Raw genomic sequence first — 16,021 nt, forward strand, 5'->3', positions numbered from 1 at the left:
ATCTCTTGATGCTAATGCGCCAATTTCGATCAAGGATGTGGTGCCCAAGAATGGCGCAGGCAGTCATCTCAATGAGGCGGCCCTTTTCATTTATCGGCCCTTGCCGTGTTTGGCCATGTCTCACCGTCTGTTCAGATATGGCCTGCGCGAGTAAGCGTTCTGTGTTTTTGAGACGTTGCGGTGAGTCGATGCAAATCTGGGGGCGAGGTGTAATCGAAGCGGCGCTGCTCGTCGCCAAGGGCAGCAAGGTCCCACCAACGGCTTGAGGGTACGGGGGAGGCCGGGGCGCTGGCTTTCTCGCGGATGGCGCTGACATCTTCGGTACTGGTGAAATGCTTGCCAGGGCCCATCGACGCCTCAAGGATCAGAGGGCCTTGATACGTCCAGCAGCGTTCTGGAACCCAAGCAACACACCACCGACGGTCCTGCCAGCGAACATAGCACTCATCGAGCCATACCAGATCGTCGATGAGAACCAGGGCCTCGAACAGGCTGGCATGAAGGTCCATGCCGGAATATTCGAGGCGAATGGTCCCCTGGTAGCGGTTCTCGGCGAGTTCTTTTCGACGCTTTCTGGCGCTGTCCGGTCCAGCAGCTTCGCCGCGACCGCACAAGTGTATAACGTTGGCATCAATCTGCTTGATGGCCCAAACCGAAGGGGATCGACGCTCCATCCAGTTAAACATGAGGTTCCTTCTCATTGTTGATGCTACGACGCATCCTTGCGTCGTCTTGTCGAAGCGGTGCCGCCAGTGGCGGCACCGGGGTTGCCCTTAAGGAATCACCTCGCACGACACGCTGTCGGGCTCCAGCGCCCTCAGCGATCAGGCCTGTTGGGGGCGCCGAGCGCGACGGCGAGGGGCGCGAGCATCGTCGCCCTGGCGACGCTGGCCGTTGTCTCCACGGCCGTTGCTGCTCGAATTCGCACCACCATTGCGACCACTACCGCCGCGGCCGTTGCCACCGCGACCGCCGCTTTTGCCGCGCCCGTTTTCGATCGGTTCCGGCTTGGCATTGGGATCTGGCTCGAAGCCGGATTCAATGCGCTTCTCGAGATCACGCTTGATCAGCCGCTCTATGCCCTTGAGCAGACCGTGCTCGTCGACGCAGACCAACGACACGGCTTGGCCCTCGCTTCCGGCTCGGCCCGTGCGGCCGATGCGGTGGACATAATCTTCGGCCACGTTGGGCAGCTCGAAGTTGACGACATGCGGCAGCTCGTTGATGTCCAGGCCGCGGGCGGCGATGTCGGTGGCCACCAGCACTTGCAGGTCGCCCGACTTGAAGGCCGCCAACGCCTTGGTGCGCGCGGACTGACTCTTGTTGCCGTGGATCGCCATGGACGGAATATTCTGCTTGGACAGCTGTTCGGCCAGGCGATTGGCACCATGTTTCGTGCGGGTAAAGACCAGCACCTGGTACCACTGATGCTCGGTAATCAGATGAGCCAGCAGGTCACGCTTCTTCTCGCGGTCAACCTTGTAGATCACCTGATCGACGGTCTCGGCGGTGGTGTTACGGCGAGCCACCTCGATCATGGTCGGCTTGTCGAGCAGCTGATTGGCCAGCGTCTGGATCTCGTTGGAGAAGGTCGCCGAGAACAGCAGGTTCTGCCGCTTCGCCGGCATCAGCCGCAGCAGTTTCTTGATGTCGTGGATAAAGCCCATGTCGAGCATGCGGTCGGCTTCATCGAGCACCAGGGTCTCGATCTGGGACAGGTCGATGTGGCGCTGCTGATGCAGGTCCAGCAGGCGACCCGGTGTGGCAACCAGGATATCGAGGCCCGGACGGATGGCATCCACCTGGGGCTGTTGGCCGACGCCGCCGAAGATGACCTTGGAGGTCAGCTTCAGGTGGCGGCCATAGCCGGTGACGTTTTCACCGATCTGGGCGGCGAGCTCACGGGTGGGCGTGAGTACCAGCGCACGAATCTGGCGCGCCTTGGGGCGCGGACCATCGGCGAGACGCTGTAGCAACGGCAGCGTGAAACCAGCGGTCTTGCCGGTGCCGGTCTGGGCACTGGCAAGGAGATCCTCCCCCTTGAGTACGGCCGGAATGGCCTGACGCTGGATGGGGGTAGGAACGGTATAGCCTTGTTCTTCGACGGCGCGCAGCAGTTCGCTACGCAGGCCAAGGTCGGAAAAGCTCATGCAAACTCCGGATAACACGCCACCGCCGCTCGCCGAAGAGGTGGCGCGAGTCCCGGGCGGTGACATGAGGAAAAATCGGTGACAGACGCGGCAGGAGGGACCATAAAGTGCCGCGGAGGCGCATGATGACAGAAAAATCAGCTGGGCGCAGCTTTATGGCCCCCTGGGGGTCAGCGCAACGTGCGGATGCGCTTGGCCAGACGGCTGGCCAACTCGTCCCAACTCTGACCAAGCGCTCGCACCAAAGCCGGATAGCCATCGGTGTCCAGCGGTGTTTCGACGTCAAAGCTATCAAGCGTCAATAGTGTGCCTTCGGCGTCGCGCAGCTGCCACTGGCCAGCGGCCACCGCCTGTCCATCATAGCGTCCCTGGAAGCTCGTGAGTTCTAGCCTCAGGGTCATTGCCCTGGGTGGGGCAGCGGGATTATTTTCTGAAATGACGCGGGTCTGGGGGAGCCGGTGAGAAAGACGGCGACGTAGACCACGCTCGAGCATCGGGCCGAGTTCTTCAGCCCAGAGGTGATCGCGAGCCGGGTTCAAGGTGATGTCGTCGAGCTGCAGCATGATGCCTGGCTGTTCGAGAAAGCTTGCCAGATCAAGGGGGCGAATCACCAGAAAGCGTTCGCCGTCAGGGGGGGAAGACTCGCTGATGTCGGTTTCACTGGCCGCCACCTGATCGGCTGGGAGGCCGTAGTGGCGGGCTGGTGCGGCGTTGGTGGCGCAGCCGGCAAGAACGCTCAGCAGCATCAACAGGGCCAGGGGGCGGATCACGTTCATCGGGCTCTCCTTGCCGTTCATCGCGGCGCTCGCGGTTGAGGATCTTCACCGCGAGGGCGATCAAAGATCAGGGCATTCGGTTGCTCGCTCAGGGTCTTGGCAACGGGGCCCAGGTCTCGCATCAGCGCATCAAAGCGCTCGAGGGTGTCGGTTAGATCATCGTAGGCCGTAGAGCCAGGCGACAGCCCTTCCAGGGTCACCCTGAGCTCTTCCAGTGTCGAGGTCAGTGTGCCCGGCAGGTTCTGGGTGTCGGGGTTATCCGTCAAAGTCTTCACGCTCGCGGTCAGCTCCTGGACTTCTTCTAGCGTGGCCCGTGAGGCGGCCAGGTTGCGGTTCAGGCCGTCGAGTACGGGCTCGACGTCGAGACCGTTGAGCTTGTCGAGCAGGCTCGAGACCTTTTGCTCGATCTGGGCAAGCCCCGCTGCGGTGGTGGGAAACACCGGGCGGTTTTGATAACTGTCAGCCAGATACGGAGAGCTGGCCTGTTGCTGGAAGTTAAGGTCGACATAGAGCGCGCCGGTGAGCAGGTTGCCGGCCTTGAGCGAGGCCCGTAGGCCGTTTTCGAACCAGCCTTCGAAGCGCGTTCGCCAGGCCTCGATATCCATATCCTCAAGGTTTTCGCCCAGGCGCTGCGGTTCGATGCGGATCAACACTGGAATGGCGAAGCCAGCACGGCGCGAGCGCTGGTCGATACTGAACTCCCAGGGGACACTGGCTACGGTGCCAACCCGTACGCCGCGGAATTCCACTGGGGCGCCTTTTGAAAGACCGCGGACGGTGTCATCGACCAGCAGGACATATTCCAGGTAGCGGTTGAAGGTCCCTTGGCGGGCACTTTCCGCATCTTCGTAAAGCGTAAAGGTGGTGTCTTCGTTCACGGGTTGCCCAAGCGGTACATCCTCGGGAACGCCAAAGGTCACGCCACCGCCGAGCAGGGCTTCTAGCGACTCTACATTGACGCTCACCCCTTCGGAATCGAGCTTCAGGTCGATTCCGCTGGCTGGCCAGAAGCGGGTGCTGTCGGTGACCAGCACATCGTAGGGCTTTTCGATAAAGGCGCGATGGCGCATGCGTCGTGTCTCGGCGTCGAAACGAGCCTCTTCGACGCGACCGACAGTGAAACCGTGATAGGTCACGGGGTCGCCGACGCTCAGTGAATTGCCGAGCTGGCCCACCAGGTTGACACGGATGCCCTTGGCATCGGCGGGCGCTACCGGTGGCTGCTCGAGTACCTCGAAGCTATCGCTCGTCTCCTCGCTATTGCCGGGTTGCAGCTGAATGTAGGCCCCGGATAGCACGGTGTTGAGTCCGCTGATGCCTTCCCGGCCGATACGCGGTTTGACGACCCAGAAACGGGTGTCTTCGACCAGCATGGGCTCCACGTCAGGGCTCATTCTCGCGATCACGCGGATATGGCTCAGATCGTCGGAAAGGCGAACTTCCTCGACGCGGCCGATCTCGACGTTACGCGTCTTTATGAGGGTGCTACCGGCTTCGATGCCTTCGGCGTTGCTCATGATCAGTGTGATTTGCGGACCGCGGCTTGCGTAATCGTCATAGAATAGCCAAAGGCCGATTAGCATCGCGACGATCGGCACGATCCAGATCGGTGAAAGCCGCGTGTGGCGACTGATGCTGGCACGGGTGGTCGGCGTGTCCTGGCCATGAGACTCAGCGGTCATGGGCAACGTCCTTATGATCAGAATAGGGGGGCGGCGCATCGTTTGGGCGGCCAGAGCGGGGCAGGGGGGGATCCCAGATCAGCCGCGGGTCGAAGGCCATGGCCGCCAGCATGGTCAGCACCACGACCGCGCCAAAGGCCAAAGCCGCTGCGCCTGGCGCAATGGACATCAGGTTGTCGGCGCGAATCAGGGCTACCAGGATCGCCACCACGAACACATCGACCATCGACCAGCGTCCCACGAACTCGGTAACACGATACAGGCGGGTGCGGGCGACGCCATGCAGATCACCGCTGCGAGGCACCTGCAGGCACAGCCAGGCCATCGCGATCAGCTTGCTCACGGGGACCACGACACTGGCAATGAAAATAATGCCGGCAATCGGGTAGGAGCCATGCTGCCATAGCGTGATGACACCACCGATGATGGTCGAGGGTTCGGTATCACCGAAGGAGGTGGTGATCATGATGGGATAGATATTGGCAGGTAGGTAGAGCACCGTCGCCGCCAACAGAAGAGCCCAGGTACGCTGAAGACTGTGCGGCAAGCGATCGTGTAGCCGCTCGTTGCAGCGCCGGCACCGGCCACTGCCGGCGGCGTTCAGGCGATTGATCAGCCCACAAGTAGGACAGCCGGTCAAACCTTGGGGGGAGGCCCTGGCGCCGGTGACAGTGCCTTCGGGGGCAGCGGGCTCGCCTGCCAGCGAGAACCACATCCAGTCGGCGTCCAGCGATTGGGTGGTCAGCAGCAACAGCAAGGCAAAGCAGCAGAACGCCCAGAAAGCGAGGCCAAGAGACACCTCGGCCAGGCCGGCCACCTTGATCAGGCTAACGAGGGCGCCAATGATGAAAACGTCCGCCATCATCCAGGGGTGAAGATGGGACAAGGCCCTCGCAATGCCGCGGCTGGCCGGGAGCAGGGTGCGCCTGAGCAGTCCTGCCTGCAGCCAGATCACACTGAGCAGATAGATCATCGGTAGCACGATCGTCGTCAAGACGACCCCAGTCGCCACCAGGGGCTGATGCATGCCTATCAGGGTGGTGGCCGTCTCAGTCAGCGCGATGCGGTTGCCAATCCCGCTGATCTGGAAACTCACGAAGGGTAGGGATATGGCCATGACCAGGGCGAGGAGAGAGGCAATGGCGAGTGCCAGGCTACGCTCTGCTGGCCGGTAATGGCGTGTTGAAAGTGTGTGCCCGCAACGCGGACAGTCGGCGCTCTGGCCGTGATGAAGAGGGGGCAGGCGAACCAGCCAGTCGCACTCATGACAGGCGCGCAGGCGTCGCCGAGACCCAGGAGTTTCCGATGAAGCCTCCTGTTCCGGTTGTCGCTTGTCTGGGGTGCGCGTATTGATCAAGGCCAAGTTCCTTCTTTGCCCCATTATGACGGCTGGGATAAGACATACAATCCTGTTGGTTGACGATGCTACAGTTCGCCACTGGGTTGCGGCGACCATCGCGCGCCCTAATTAACTCAACGCGCAATTGGAGACACAGTATATGGGCTTGCCTATCTTGGCGGTCATAGCAGGGTTGGTGCTGCTGGTTTGGAGCGCGGAGCGCTTTGTTGACGGGGCGGCGGCGACCTCTCGCTATCTGGGGCTCTCGCCTCTGCTGATCGGCATGCTGGTGATCGGCTTTGGCACCTCGGCGCCGGAATTGATGGTATCGGCGCTGGCGGCCTCCCAAGGCAACCCTGGATTGGCATTAGGTAATGCTTATGGCTCCAATATCACCAACATCGGGCTGATACTCGGCCTGGTGGCACTGGTTGCGCCATTGGCCGTGCAATCCGGCGTACTGCGTCGTGAGTTGCCCATTCTCTGTGGTGCGACACTCCTGGCGGCCTGGCAGCTTCGCGATGGCACGATCAACACCCTTGAGGCGTTTATTCTTCTCGTGGCGCTGGCGGCTTTCATCGGTGCCAGTATCTGGCAGGGGCGCCAGAGCGAGGCCCGTCAGGACACGCTCGCCAGTGAGACCGACCACAGTCTCGACAGCCATCCGATGTCATTGAAGGTCAGCGTCATTTGGACGCTGGTGGGATTAGTGTTGCTGGTGGCAAGCTCACGCCTGCTCGTTTGGGGAGCGGTGGACATCGCCGAGGCGTTCGGGGTCAGCGATCTGATTATCGGCCTGACGGTTGTCGCGATAGGCACCTCGCTGCCTGAACTCGCCTCGTCGCTCAGCGCATTGCGGCGGGGCGAACACGATCTGGTGCTTGGCAACGTAGTGGGCTCGAACCTCTTCAATACCCTTGGCGTGGTGGGACTTGCCGGTATCATCACACCGATTCAGGTCGGCGGTGAGGTCATGGTGCGTGACTGGCCGGTCATGGCGGTGATGACCCTGGCGATGACCGTCTTTGCCATTGGCATCAAGGGCCGAGGGGGGCGAATCAACCGTCTGGAAGGCGGACTGCTGCTGGCCTTGTTCGTTGGCTATACCGTCTATCTGATACGCCTGGTCATGCTGGGTGGCGCCTGAGCTGTATGGTCGTGTAGATAAAAGCCGATGGGTCGTCTCTTTGTCAGTTCTCTTGGTGAAGATGAGCGAGGTGTGCGGCAAAAAACCACATGCTTTGCAGGGAGAAGTGCGGCATCGCGACACACCTAGCATGACGTTTTAAAGGCAATCTTGTCTTAGCATTGGCGGTGTTATTCGTAACCGCAATGCATGGCAGTGAACACACTAGCGGTATTGCCATTATCCAAGGTCTAGGAGGCTCTTATGGAGCTTGATCCACTCATCTTGTCGCGCATTCAGTTCGCGTTTGTGGTGTGTTTTCACGCCATCTTTCCGGTTTTCACGATCGGTCTGGCGTCTTACATCGCGCTATTGAACGGTCTTTTCTTTGCCAACGGCAATCCTGCCTGGGAGCGTTTGGCCTCCTTCTGGACGAAGGTGTTTGCAGTGGTGTTCGGCATGGGCGTGGTGTCCGGTATCGTGATGTCCTTCCAGTTCGGTACTAACTGGAGCAACTTCTCCCAGGCTTCGGCCAATTTTTTGGGTCCGGTACTCAGCTATGAGGTGGTAACGGCTTTCTTCCTTGAGGCAGGTTTCCTCGGCGTACTGCTGTTTGGCCGTGGCAAGGTACCCCAGGGGGTCCACCTGTTTGCGGCGCTGATGGTGGCTGTCGGCACCTTCATTTCTTCATTCTGGATCCTCGCTGCCAACAGCTGGATGCAGACCCCGGCAGGCGTTGAGCTGATCGACGGAAGCTTTCATGTCACTTCCTGGTCTGAGGCCCTGTTCAACCCCTCCTTCGGCTATCGCTTTGTGCACATGGGCATGGCGTCCTTTCTGACCGGTGGGTTTGTGGTAGCAGGCGTTAGCGCCTGGTTCCTGCTGCGCGGTCGCGATGTACCCGCCAATAAGAAGGCGTTGTCGATGTGCCTGTGGCTACTGCTGGTACTAGCGCCAGCGCAGGCGGTGGTCGGCGACTTTCATGGTCTCAATACCCTTGAGCATCAGCCGACCAAGGTGGCGGCCATGGAAGGCAACTGGGAGACACAGTCGCATGCGCCGTTGCTGCTGTTCGCGATTCCCGACAAGGATGCGCAAGAGAACCTGTTCGAGGTCGGCATCCCTAGCCTCGCCAGCCTGATTCTGACACACCAGGCTGATGGGGTAGTGCCGGGGCTCAAGGACGTTCCGGTAGATGAGCAACCTGTGGTGGCACTGGTATTCTGGTCGTTCCGGGTGATGGTCGCGCTGGGCCTTGCCATGATCGCCGTGGCCGTGACCGGTCTGGTGCTGCGTCGGGGAGGTCGAGTCTATTCCCACGAGCGCTATCTCAAGGTTCTGGTCGGCATGTCGGTCACCCCCTTCATCGCTGTACTCGCGGGCTGGATCGTCACCGAGTCCGGGCGCTCGCCTTGGCTTGTGTATGGCCTGATGACGCAGGCCGAGGGGTTGACGCCCTCGCTGACCGGCGGCATGGCGCTATTTACACTGGTGGGATATATCGCGGTCTACGCCGTGGTCTTCTGGGCCGGTATTTACTACCTGCTGCGCGTCATTCGCCAGGGCATGCTGCCCCACGATCAGGAAGTGGTGGTCGATGATATCGAGCGTGCCAAGCGCCCGCTGTCCGCCACTCACATTCCCTTCGACGATGACGCCGGTCATCCGGTCAGGAGCTAAGCCATGCAAACCTTCGACTTGTCATTGATCTGGGCCGCGATCATCGGTTTCGGGGTCATCATGTATGTGCTGATGGACGGCTTCGATCTGGGCCTCGGCATTCTCTTTCCCTTCGCCCCGGATGAAGACGCGCGGGACGTGATGATGAACTCCGTGGCGCCGATCTGGGACGGCAACGAGACCTGGCTGGTGCTGGGTGGGGCGGGCCTGCTGGGGGCTTTTCCGCTGGTCTATTCGGTGTTTCTGCCGGCGCTCTATATCGGCGTCTTCCTGATGTTGGCCGGGCTGATCTTCCGTGGCGTGGCCTTCGAGTTCCGCTTCAAGTCCAAGCGCAACCGCCATTGGTGGAACCGTGCCTTCTGCTGGGGCTCGGCGGTCGCCACCTTCGCTCAGGGCGCGGTGGTCGGTACCTATATCCAGGGCTTCGAGACCGAAGGCTTCGTCTACGTTGGCGGCGCGCTGGACTGGCTGACCCCGTTCACCGTGCTTACGGGCCTGGGCATGATGGCCGGCTATTCCCTGCTGGGTGCCACCTGGTTGATCTTGAAGTCGGAAGGTCACGTGCAGGAGTGGGCCTATCGCATCACGCCGAAGCTTCTGGCCGCAGTGCTGGTGGTGTTTGCCATCATCAGCGCCTGGACGCCTTTCGTCGACGGTGGCGTACGTGAGCGCTGGTTCAGCGAAGTCTCCTTTATCTGGCTGCTGCCTTTGCTGGCGATGGTCTGTGCCTACGGCATCTATCGCTGGGTGAGTCACCGCCGTGAAGGCATGCCCTTCCTGGCGACGCTCGGCATGTTCATCTTCACCTATCTGGGGCTGGTGGCGAGCAAGTGGCCGGTGATCGTACCGCCGGATCACACCATCTGGGACGCCGCCTCGGCGCCGGAATCCCAGCTCTTCCTGCTGCTTGGCATGCTGTTCGTGATCCCGATCGTGCTGACCTACACCGCCTGGACCTACTGGGTGTTCCGCGGCAAGGTGCGCACCGGTGAAGGCTATCACTGACACTATGGCGTCCGGTGATGCGCAGAACCAGGCACCTCTCACCTCCAAGCGCTGGCTCAAGGATCTTGCCGACGGCGAGCGCCGCCGGCTGACCCTGGCGACCCTGGCCGGCCTTGGGGTAGGGCTCTGCACCATCGTCCAGATGCTGCTGCTGGCCCTCATCATTGACCGACTGCTGACCGGCGCCCCCGAGGCGCCGGTTGGCGTTTTCTTTTTGGCCCTGGTAGGCGTGTTGGTGCTTCGCGCCCTGGCGCAATGGTGTCAGGAAACCACTGCCCAGGCGGCAAGCCTGGCGATTCGTTCTCGTGCACGAGCAGTGTTGCTCGACCACTTGGCGGCGCTGGGCCCGGTGAGGCTGGCGTCTCGCCATTCTGCGGGTCTCGGCAGCCAGTTGGTTGAGCAGGTCGAGGCGCTGGATGGTTATTTCGCCCGTTTCCTTCCGCAGTTGCGTTTGGCCACGGCACTGCCGTTGGTAATCCTTGCCATTGTGCTGGGGCTCGACTGGCTAGCGGCGGTGTTCCTGCTATTAGCCGCACCGCTGATTCCGTTGTTCATGGCCCTGGTCGGTATGGGCGCTCAGCGTCTCAATCAGGCGCAGTTTAGCGCCGTGACCCGCCTCTCTGGTCACTTTCTCGATCGGGTACGCGGGATCACTACGCTTCAGTTGTTCGGCAGAACCGCCAGTGCCGTCGAGGACGTGTTCGCCGCCGCTGATGACTATCGGGCACGTAGCATGAGAACGCTGCGTATCGCCTTCCTGTCTTCCGCAGTGCTTGAGTTCTTCGCCTCGGTGGCGATTGCGGTGATCGCCATCTATGTGGGCTTTGGCTTACTGGGCTACATCGAGTACGGCCCCTCGCCATCGCTTACGCTTTTCAGTGGTCTGACGATCCTGTTGCTGGCGCCGGAGTTCTTCCAGCCGCTGCGCAGCCTGTCACAGCATTATCATGATCGTGCCGCTGCTCTCGGCGCCGCCGAGGCGCTGGTGGGGATTCTCAATGAAGCGCCACCCGGGTCGGTCGAGACGCAGCCTGAAGGTGGCGATTCGGTGGACACCTCGGTGCGGCTGACTGAGGTCTGCGTCGAGCATGTCGGCCGGGGGCAGGTGCTGGGACCTTTGTCGCTCGAGGTATCACGGGGTGAAGTGGTCGCCCTGGCGGGATCCTCCGGTGCCGGCAAGTCGACCCTGTTGCAGCTGATCGCCGGATTTGTCGCGCCGGATCAAGGCCGCGTCGAGGTCATGGGAGACGTACGGCCGGCCTGGATGGATCAGCGAGCGCTGGTGATCAAGGGCACGATAGCCGACAACCTGCGTCTCGCCGATACCCATGCAAGCGATTACGCCATGCAAAAGGCGCTCAGTCGAGCCGGGTTGGCCGAGCTGTTCGCGCGCTTGCCAAAGGGACTCGAAACGCTAGTGGGCGAGCGCGGGGCTGGACTGTCCGGTGGCCAGGCGCAGCGACTGGCGCTGGCGCGAATCTTCTTGAGTGATGCGCCGCTGGTGCTGCTCGATGAACCCACCGCAAGCCTGGATGAAGGCAGCGAGACCGAAGTAGCCGCGTCGCTTGCACAGCTCGTCGAGGAGGGGCGCACGCTACTGATCGCGACTCACCACCCGGCCCTGATGGCGATAGCTGATCGGGTGATCAGAATCGAAGCGGGCCAAGTGGTCGAGGAGGTCAGCGCATGAGGCGCTCGCAACAGGCTATTGCACGAGGACGTCTACATGGGTAACCCGACATGAGCTCCTTGCTAAGTGAACTGCGCCCCTGGCTCAAGCTATTGGCACGGCGGCGGTCACGTATGTTGCTGGGGGCGCTGCTCCTTGCGCTGACGGTAGGGGCGGCGATCGGTCTGCTGGCGCTTTCCGGTTGGTTTATCACCGCCACCGCCCTGACCGGCGCACTGCTGGCTGCCGGTGTGGCAGCCAGCCTCGATGTCTACGCCCCTGGCGGGGGCATCCGCTTCTTCGCCGTGCTGCGTACCGTCGCGCGCTATCTGGAGCGGGTCTATAACCATGACAGTGTCCTGCGCCTGCTCGCCGAGCTGCGCAGTGGCATGTTCGCGGTGCTGGCCCGGCTGGATGCTCGGGCGCTGGGCAGCCGGCGGGCCAGTGAATGGCTCAATCGCCTGACCGCCGACATCGATACCCTGGACAGCCTGTATCTGCGCTTGCTCGCGCCACCCCTGGTGGCGCTACTGGCGATCGTGCTGGTCAGTGGCCTGCTGGGACTCTTCCATTTGCCGGCGGGCCTTTCGGTCGGCGGTGTGCTGCTTGCGCTCTGGGCCTGGTTGGTCATTGGCCAGGCGTGCCTGGGCATGGCGGCCAGTACCCGACGCGTAGCAAGCCTCGATCACCTGCGCGGACGCATCCTCGAGACGCTGCAGGGCCTCGCCGAGCTCAAGAGCTATGCCACCCTTGCGCATCATCGTGGCCGCATCAATGAGGATCAGGCCGCACTCTATGCCGATCAGTGGCAGTTGGGGCGGGTTGCGGCGCTGGGTAATGTCCTGGTCGGCCTGGGGATTAGCCTTACGGCCGTGCTGGCCCTGTGGCTCGCGGCTGAGGCCTACCGTTCCGGGACGCTGTCCGGCCCCTTGATGGTGATGATGCCGCTCGCCGTCTTGGCCATGGGTGAGGCGCTGGGCGCATTGCCGGCCTCGTTCACGGCGCTGGGAGCGACCCGTGCGGCAGCGCGACGCCTCAATGCTCTGGGTCACTCGCAAAGCGTGCTCAGCGAGCCTGAGGAACCGGTCGTGCTGGATAAGCGGGCACCGACGCTGCGGCTTCGCCACGTTACCCTGCAGTACCCCGGGGCCCTGACGCCTGCCCTGGACGAGCTCGATCTTACCTTGAAAGCCGGCGAGCGCCTGGCGTTGCTGGGTGCCTCTGGCGCCGGCAAGTCCAGCGTGGCCGCGCTCCTGGTGCGTCTGCTCGACCCCGATCAGGGGGAAGTCCATCGGGATGGCATCGCACTCACCGGCATTGCGTTGAGTGATCTGCGTAGCCGCACGGCCTATCTCACCCAGCATAGTGAGATCTTTGATGACAGCCTGGCCGCCAACCTGCGCTTGGCCGATCCAAACGCCGATGACACGGCACTATGGCGTGTGCTCGAGCTCGTGGAGCTGGCCGAGTGGGCCGGTGCACTGACCCAGGGGCTAGAGACGCCGGTCGGTGAGGGTGGCCGGCAGCTCTCCGGCGGCCAGGCGCGTCGTCTGGTGCTGGCGCGAGTGCTGTTGCTGGACGCGCCCATGGTGATTCTCGATGAGCCTTTTTCAGGGCTTGATCGGGCGATGGCCGCACGCATTGCCAGTCGCCTGGATACCTGGCTTGCGGGTCGCACGGTGCTCTATCTGGTGCATCAGCTTCGCCATGATGGCAGCGATCCCCCGGGTATCGAACGTTCGCTGACCCTGCGTGATGGGTATCTTTCCTAGCGCATGGCGACGAGGTTATCGTGGGGAATGACGCAACGTGCCCTGTGTCATCTGGCTTGTACAAAGGGTGCTTGCAGCGCTCTCTTGTAAAGCCTTTGCGCGGACGCCCGACTTGTCTCACGATAGGCAGATATTCATTGGAGAGCGCCATGCAAGACTTCCTGACCCGCCTGCCAAAGGCCGAGCTTCACCTGCATATTGAAGGCTCCCTGGAGCCCGAGCTGATGTTTGCCCTGGCCCAGCGCAATGGGGTGGCGTTGCCCTATGCCTCGGTCGATGAGGTGCGGGCCGCCTACGAGTTCGATGATCTGCCCTCATTTCTGACCCTCTATTACCAGGGGATGGCGGTACTGCGCGCTGCCGAAGACTTCTTCGACCTGGCCATGGACTATTTTCGCCGTGCCCACGGCGAAGGTGTGGTGCATGTCGAGCTCTCCTTCGACCCTCAGGCACACCTGAGTCGTGGCATCGGGCTCGATGTTCAAGTGGAAGGCCTGACCCGTGCCATGCGCCAGGCCGAGCGCGAGCTGGACCTGTCCACGGCGCTGATCATGAGCTTCCTGCGCGACCGCTCCGCCGAGGAAGCCATGGAGGTCCTCGAGCTGGCCGCACCCTACTGGGAGCTGATCGACGCGGTGGGGCTCGACAGCGCCGAAATCGGCCATCCGCCATCCAAGTTCGCCGCGGTGTTTGAGCGCGCCAAGGCGCTGGGGCTGCCGCGGATCGCTCACGCGGGCGAGGAGGGCCCGGCCAGCTACATTTGCGAGGCACTCGAGGTGCTCGACGTCTGCCGTATCGATCATGGCGTGCGTTGTCTCGAGGACCCGGTGCTGGTGGCGAAGCTAGCCGAGCGTCGAATACCGCTGACCGTGTGTCCGCTTTCCAATGTACGTCTCAAGGTTGTCGAGACGCTGGATGAGCATCCGTTACCAGCACTTCTAGAGGCGGGACTGACACTGACGCTGAACTCGGATGATCCGGCCTACTTCGGCGGCGGTATGCTCGACAACTTTCTTGCCTGTCAGCGTGCGTTTGGCTGGTCGCAGCAAACCTTCGTGGAGCTTTCCCGCAACGCTATTGCGGCCGCCTTCATGAGCGAGGAGCGTCGCGATAGGCTCTTGACGCGCCTGGCCGCCGAAACGAGCTGAAGCTGCCATGACATCCGCTTCCCGCCTTGTCGCGTCTTCATCGCGTCGTACACTGGCAAGCCTTGGTCTTGTGATGCTGGCGCTGCTCGCCTGGCTACCGCTGCCAGAAGCGCTGGCGGCGAGTACTGTTGATGCATCCCTGGCCAGTGCCTTCCAGAGCTTCGCCCTGGCCAAGGCATTGAATGCGGTGATATCGGTGCTGCAGTCGGTGACCGGCGATGCGCTGGTGGTGCAGGTCCAGTTCGGTGAGGTGCTGGACCCGGCCAATGACATGGTCGAGCGGTTCTCCTGGGTGATGTTTGCCTCCACCGTGTCGCTGGCCTTTCAGAAGCTGTTATTGGGTATCGCCGGCAGCGTGCCGGTCAAGGCGGCGCTGTCGCTTGGCTGCCTGGGAATGGTGGCGGTTCTGCATGTCGGCACCTCGCGCTGGCGGAATATCGCCGGCCGGTTGGTGATTATTGCTGCCTTCCTGCGCTTTGCGGTCATTGCGGTGGCCCTGGCCAGTGCCGCCGTCGAAGCCCTTTATCTGTCAGATACCCGGCAGGCGCTCTATGCCGAACTCGAGCAAGACCAAGCGGTGCTTGAGAGGATCGCCGACGAGGCGGCCCCGGTCGATGCCGCGAGCGGACCTGATGGCGAAAATACCGCCGAGCAGGGCTGGTGGCAGGGACTCAAGGAGCGGCTGGGTGACGGCGTGAAGGGCCGTGTGCAAGCCGCTATGGAACGTTTTGATGCCATGACGCACAACCTCGTCGAGCTGACCATGCTGTTTCTCGTCCAGACCATGCTGCTGCCGCTAGGCTTTCTCTATCTCAGTTATCGCGGCGCACGCTCTCTCGCGGTCGGCATCACTCCTCGCCCCCGGGCGCCATCGACGTCGGCTTGATGGCAGGCCGAATGAACTCGACCCGCCATAAGATCCCAGCCATAGGGAGTCAGACTGGGGCTTGGCCAGGCGGTGAGGTGAGGGGCGATGAGGTCGCCTGTCTGAGCTGTTACCCTTGTCTTTTCGTGGCATGGCGCTCGAACAATGCGACAAGGAGGTCGGCACAACATGATGCAGTGGCTCAACCAGAATTCCGGCGCCCTCAGTGCCGTTACCGGTATCTTGACCCTACTGATCTGGCTCATCTATTTGCAAATGCTTTACAACGGCTATGTCCGTCAACGTCGCCCTCGCATTCTCATTAACCGGGGCAGCGGCAAGGATCTTGATTCGTTGTGCCTGATCAGCAATATGAGTGCCGAGGCGATCTTCGTTCAGCATATTTTTGCTGTGCTCGAGAGTGAAGAGGGTGAGCAGCGACTCGATGTCGCTGACCAACAGCAATCCTGGGACTACGAACGGCAATATCAAAGTCATCAGGGCCCCCTCGAGTCGGGGGACTTCCTGCACGTGGGCAGCTTCAAAGATATCCTGGCGCATTTCGCCGAGCACTCCGCTCCCAATGCTGAGGGTCAGGATGTGCTATCCGATAGATCGTTTCGAGCGCTGGAAATTCGGGTTGTCGCTATCTATGGTTCCGAGGACAGCCCCATCGGCGCTCGGCGTCGTTTCCAGCTCAAGCCAGGAGATGATGCCTGTGGTATTACGCCTGATGGCTTGGATACCCAACGGCTCACCAGCCGTGGCCAGCGCCACCTGATCAAACAGTGGATGCAGGAACACTAGCC

At 61.8% G+C, this 16,021-nt stretch carries 13 protein-coding genes; 8 read left to right on the forward strand and 5 right to left on the reverse strand.

Annotated features, from left to right (window positions below; all coding sequences use genetic code 11):
• Positions 1–131: 131 nt before the first annotated feature.
• The 5 genes from ETC27_RS07270 to ETC27_RS07290 form a co-directional block, all read right to left on the reverse strand.
• Entirely contained in the window at positions 132–686 is a 555-nt protein-coding gene (locus ETC27_RS07270; protein WP_136254344.1) for a hypothetical protein, read from the reverse strand.
• A gap of 138 nt (positions 687–824) precedes the next feature.
• The gene (locus ETC27_RS07275) at positions 825–2,150 is read right to left on the reverse strand and encodes a DEAD/DEAH box helicase (protein WP_136254345.1); all 1,326 of its coding nucleotides are present in this window, start codon (positions 2,148–2,150) and stop codon (positions 825–827) included.
• Positions 2,151–2,320: 170 nt separating this feature from the next.
• Positions 2,321–2,926 carry a PqiC family protein gene (locus ETC27_RS07280; protein ID WP_136254346.1) on the reverse strand — a complete coding sequence of 202 codons (606 nt, stop codon included), beginning with the start codon at positions 2,924–2,926 and terminating at the stop codon, positions 2,321–2,323.
• 17 nt (positions 2,927–2,943) lie between these two features.
• A complete protein-coding gene (gene pqiB, locus ETC27_RS07285) occupies positions 2,944–4,608 on the reverse strand; it encodes an intermembrane transport protein PqiB (RefSeq protein ID WP_136254347.1) in 1,665 nt (554 codons plus the stop codon).
• The gene (locus tag ETC27_RS07290; protein ID WP_136254348.1) at positions 4,598–5,989 is read right to left on the reverse strand and encodes a PqiA/YebS family transporter subunit; all 1,392 of its coding nucleotides are present in this window, start codon (positions 5,987–5,989) and stop codon (positions 4,598–4,600) included. Before ETC27_RS07290 ends, pqiB begins: the two co-directional genes overlap by 11 nt.
• Before the next feature lie 118 nt (positions 5,990–6,107).
• On the opposite strand from ETC27_RS07290, the gene ETC27_RS07295 reads away from it, so the two are divergent.
• From ETC27_RS07295 to ETC27_RS07330, 8 genes are all read left to right on the forward strand, one after another.
• Positions 6,108–7,094, forward strand: a complete 987-nt coding sequence (locus ETC27_RS07295; RefSeq protein ID WP_136254349.1) for a calcium/sodium antiporter — start codon at positions 6,108–6,110, stop codon at positions 7,092–7,094.
• 243 nt (positions 7,095–7,337) lie between these two features.
• Entirely contained in the window at positions 7,338–8,753 is a 1,416-nt protein-coding gene (locus tag ETC27_RS07300) for a cytochrome ubiquinol oxidase subunit I (RefSeq protein WP_136254350.1), read from the forward strand.
• A 3-nt stretch (positions 8,754–8,756) separates the two neighbouring features.
• Positions 8,757–9,758, forward strand: a complete 1,002-nt coding sequence (gene cydB / locus ETC27_RS07305) for a cytochrome d ubiquinol oxidase subunit II (RefSeq protein WP_136254351.1) — start codon at positions 8,757–8,759, stop codon at positions 9,756–9,758.
• A gap of 4 nt (positions 9,759–9,762) precedes the next feature.
• Entirely contained in the window at positions 9,763–11,448 is a 1,686-nt protein-coding gene (cydD, locus tag ETC27_RS07310) for a thiol reductant ABC exporter subunit CydD (RefSeq protein ID WP_136254638.1), read from the forward strand.
• A gap of 50 nt (positions 11,449–11,498) precedes the next feature.
• Positions 11,499–13,199, forward strand: a complete 1,701-nt coding sequence (gene cydC, locus ETC27_RS07315) for a thiol reductant ABC exporter subunit CydC (RefSeq protein ID WP_136254352.1) — start codon at positions 11,499–11,501, stop codon at positions 13,197–13,199.
• 149 nt (positions 13,200–13,348) lie between these two features.
• Positions 13,349–14,347, forward strand: a complete 999-nt coding sequence (locus ETC27_RS07320) for an adenosine deaminase (protein WP_136254353.1) — start codon at positions 13,349–13,351, stop codon at positions 14,345–14,347.
• A gap of 7 nt (positions 14,348–14,354) precedes the next feature.
• The gene (locus ETC27_RS07325; protein WP_136254354.1) at positions 14,355–15,233 is read left to right on the forward strand and encodes a hypothetical protein; all 879 of its coding nucleotides are present in this window, start codon (positions 14,355–14,357) and stop codon (positions 15,231–15,233) included.
• A gap of 168 nt (positions 15,234–15,401) precedes the next feature.
• The gene (locus ETC27_RS07330; RefSeq protein ID WP_240724845.1) at positions 15,402–16,019 is read left to right on the forward strand and encodes a hypothetical protein; all 618 of its coding nucleotides are present in this window, start codon (positions 15,402–15,404) and stop codon (positions 16,017–16,019) included.
• Positions 16,020–16,021: the final 2 nt, after the last annotated feature.

It is taken from the genome of Onishia niordana (assembly GCF_004798965.1).
GTDB lineage: Bacteria > Pseudomonadota > Gammaproteobacteria > Pseudomonadales > Halomonadaceae > Onishia > Onishia niordana.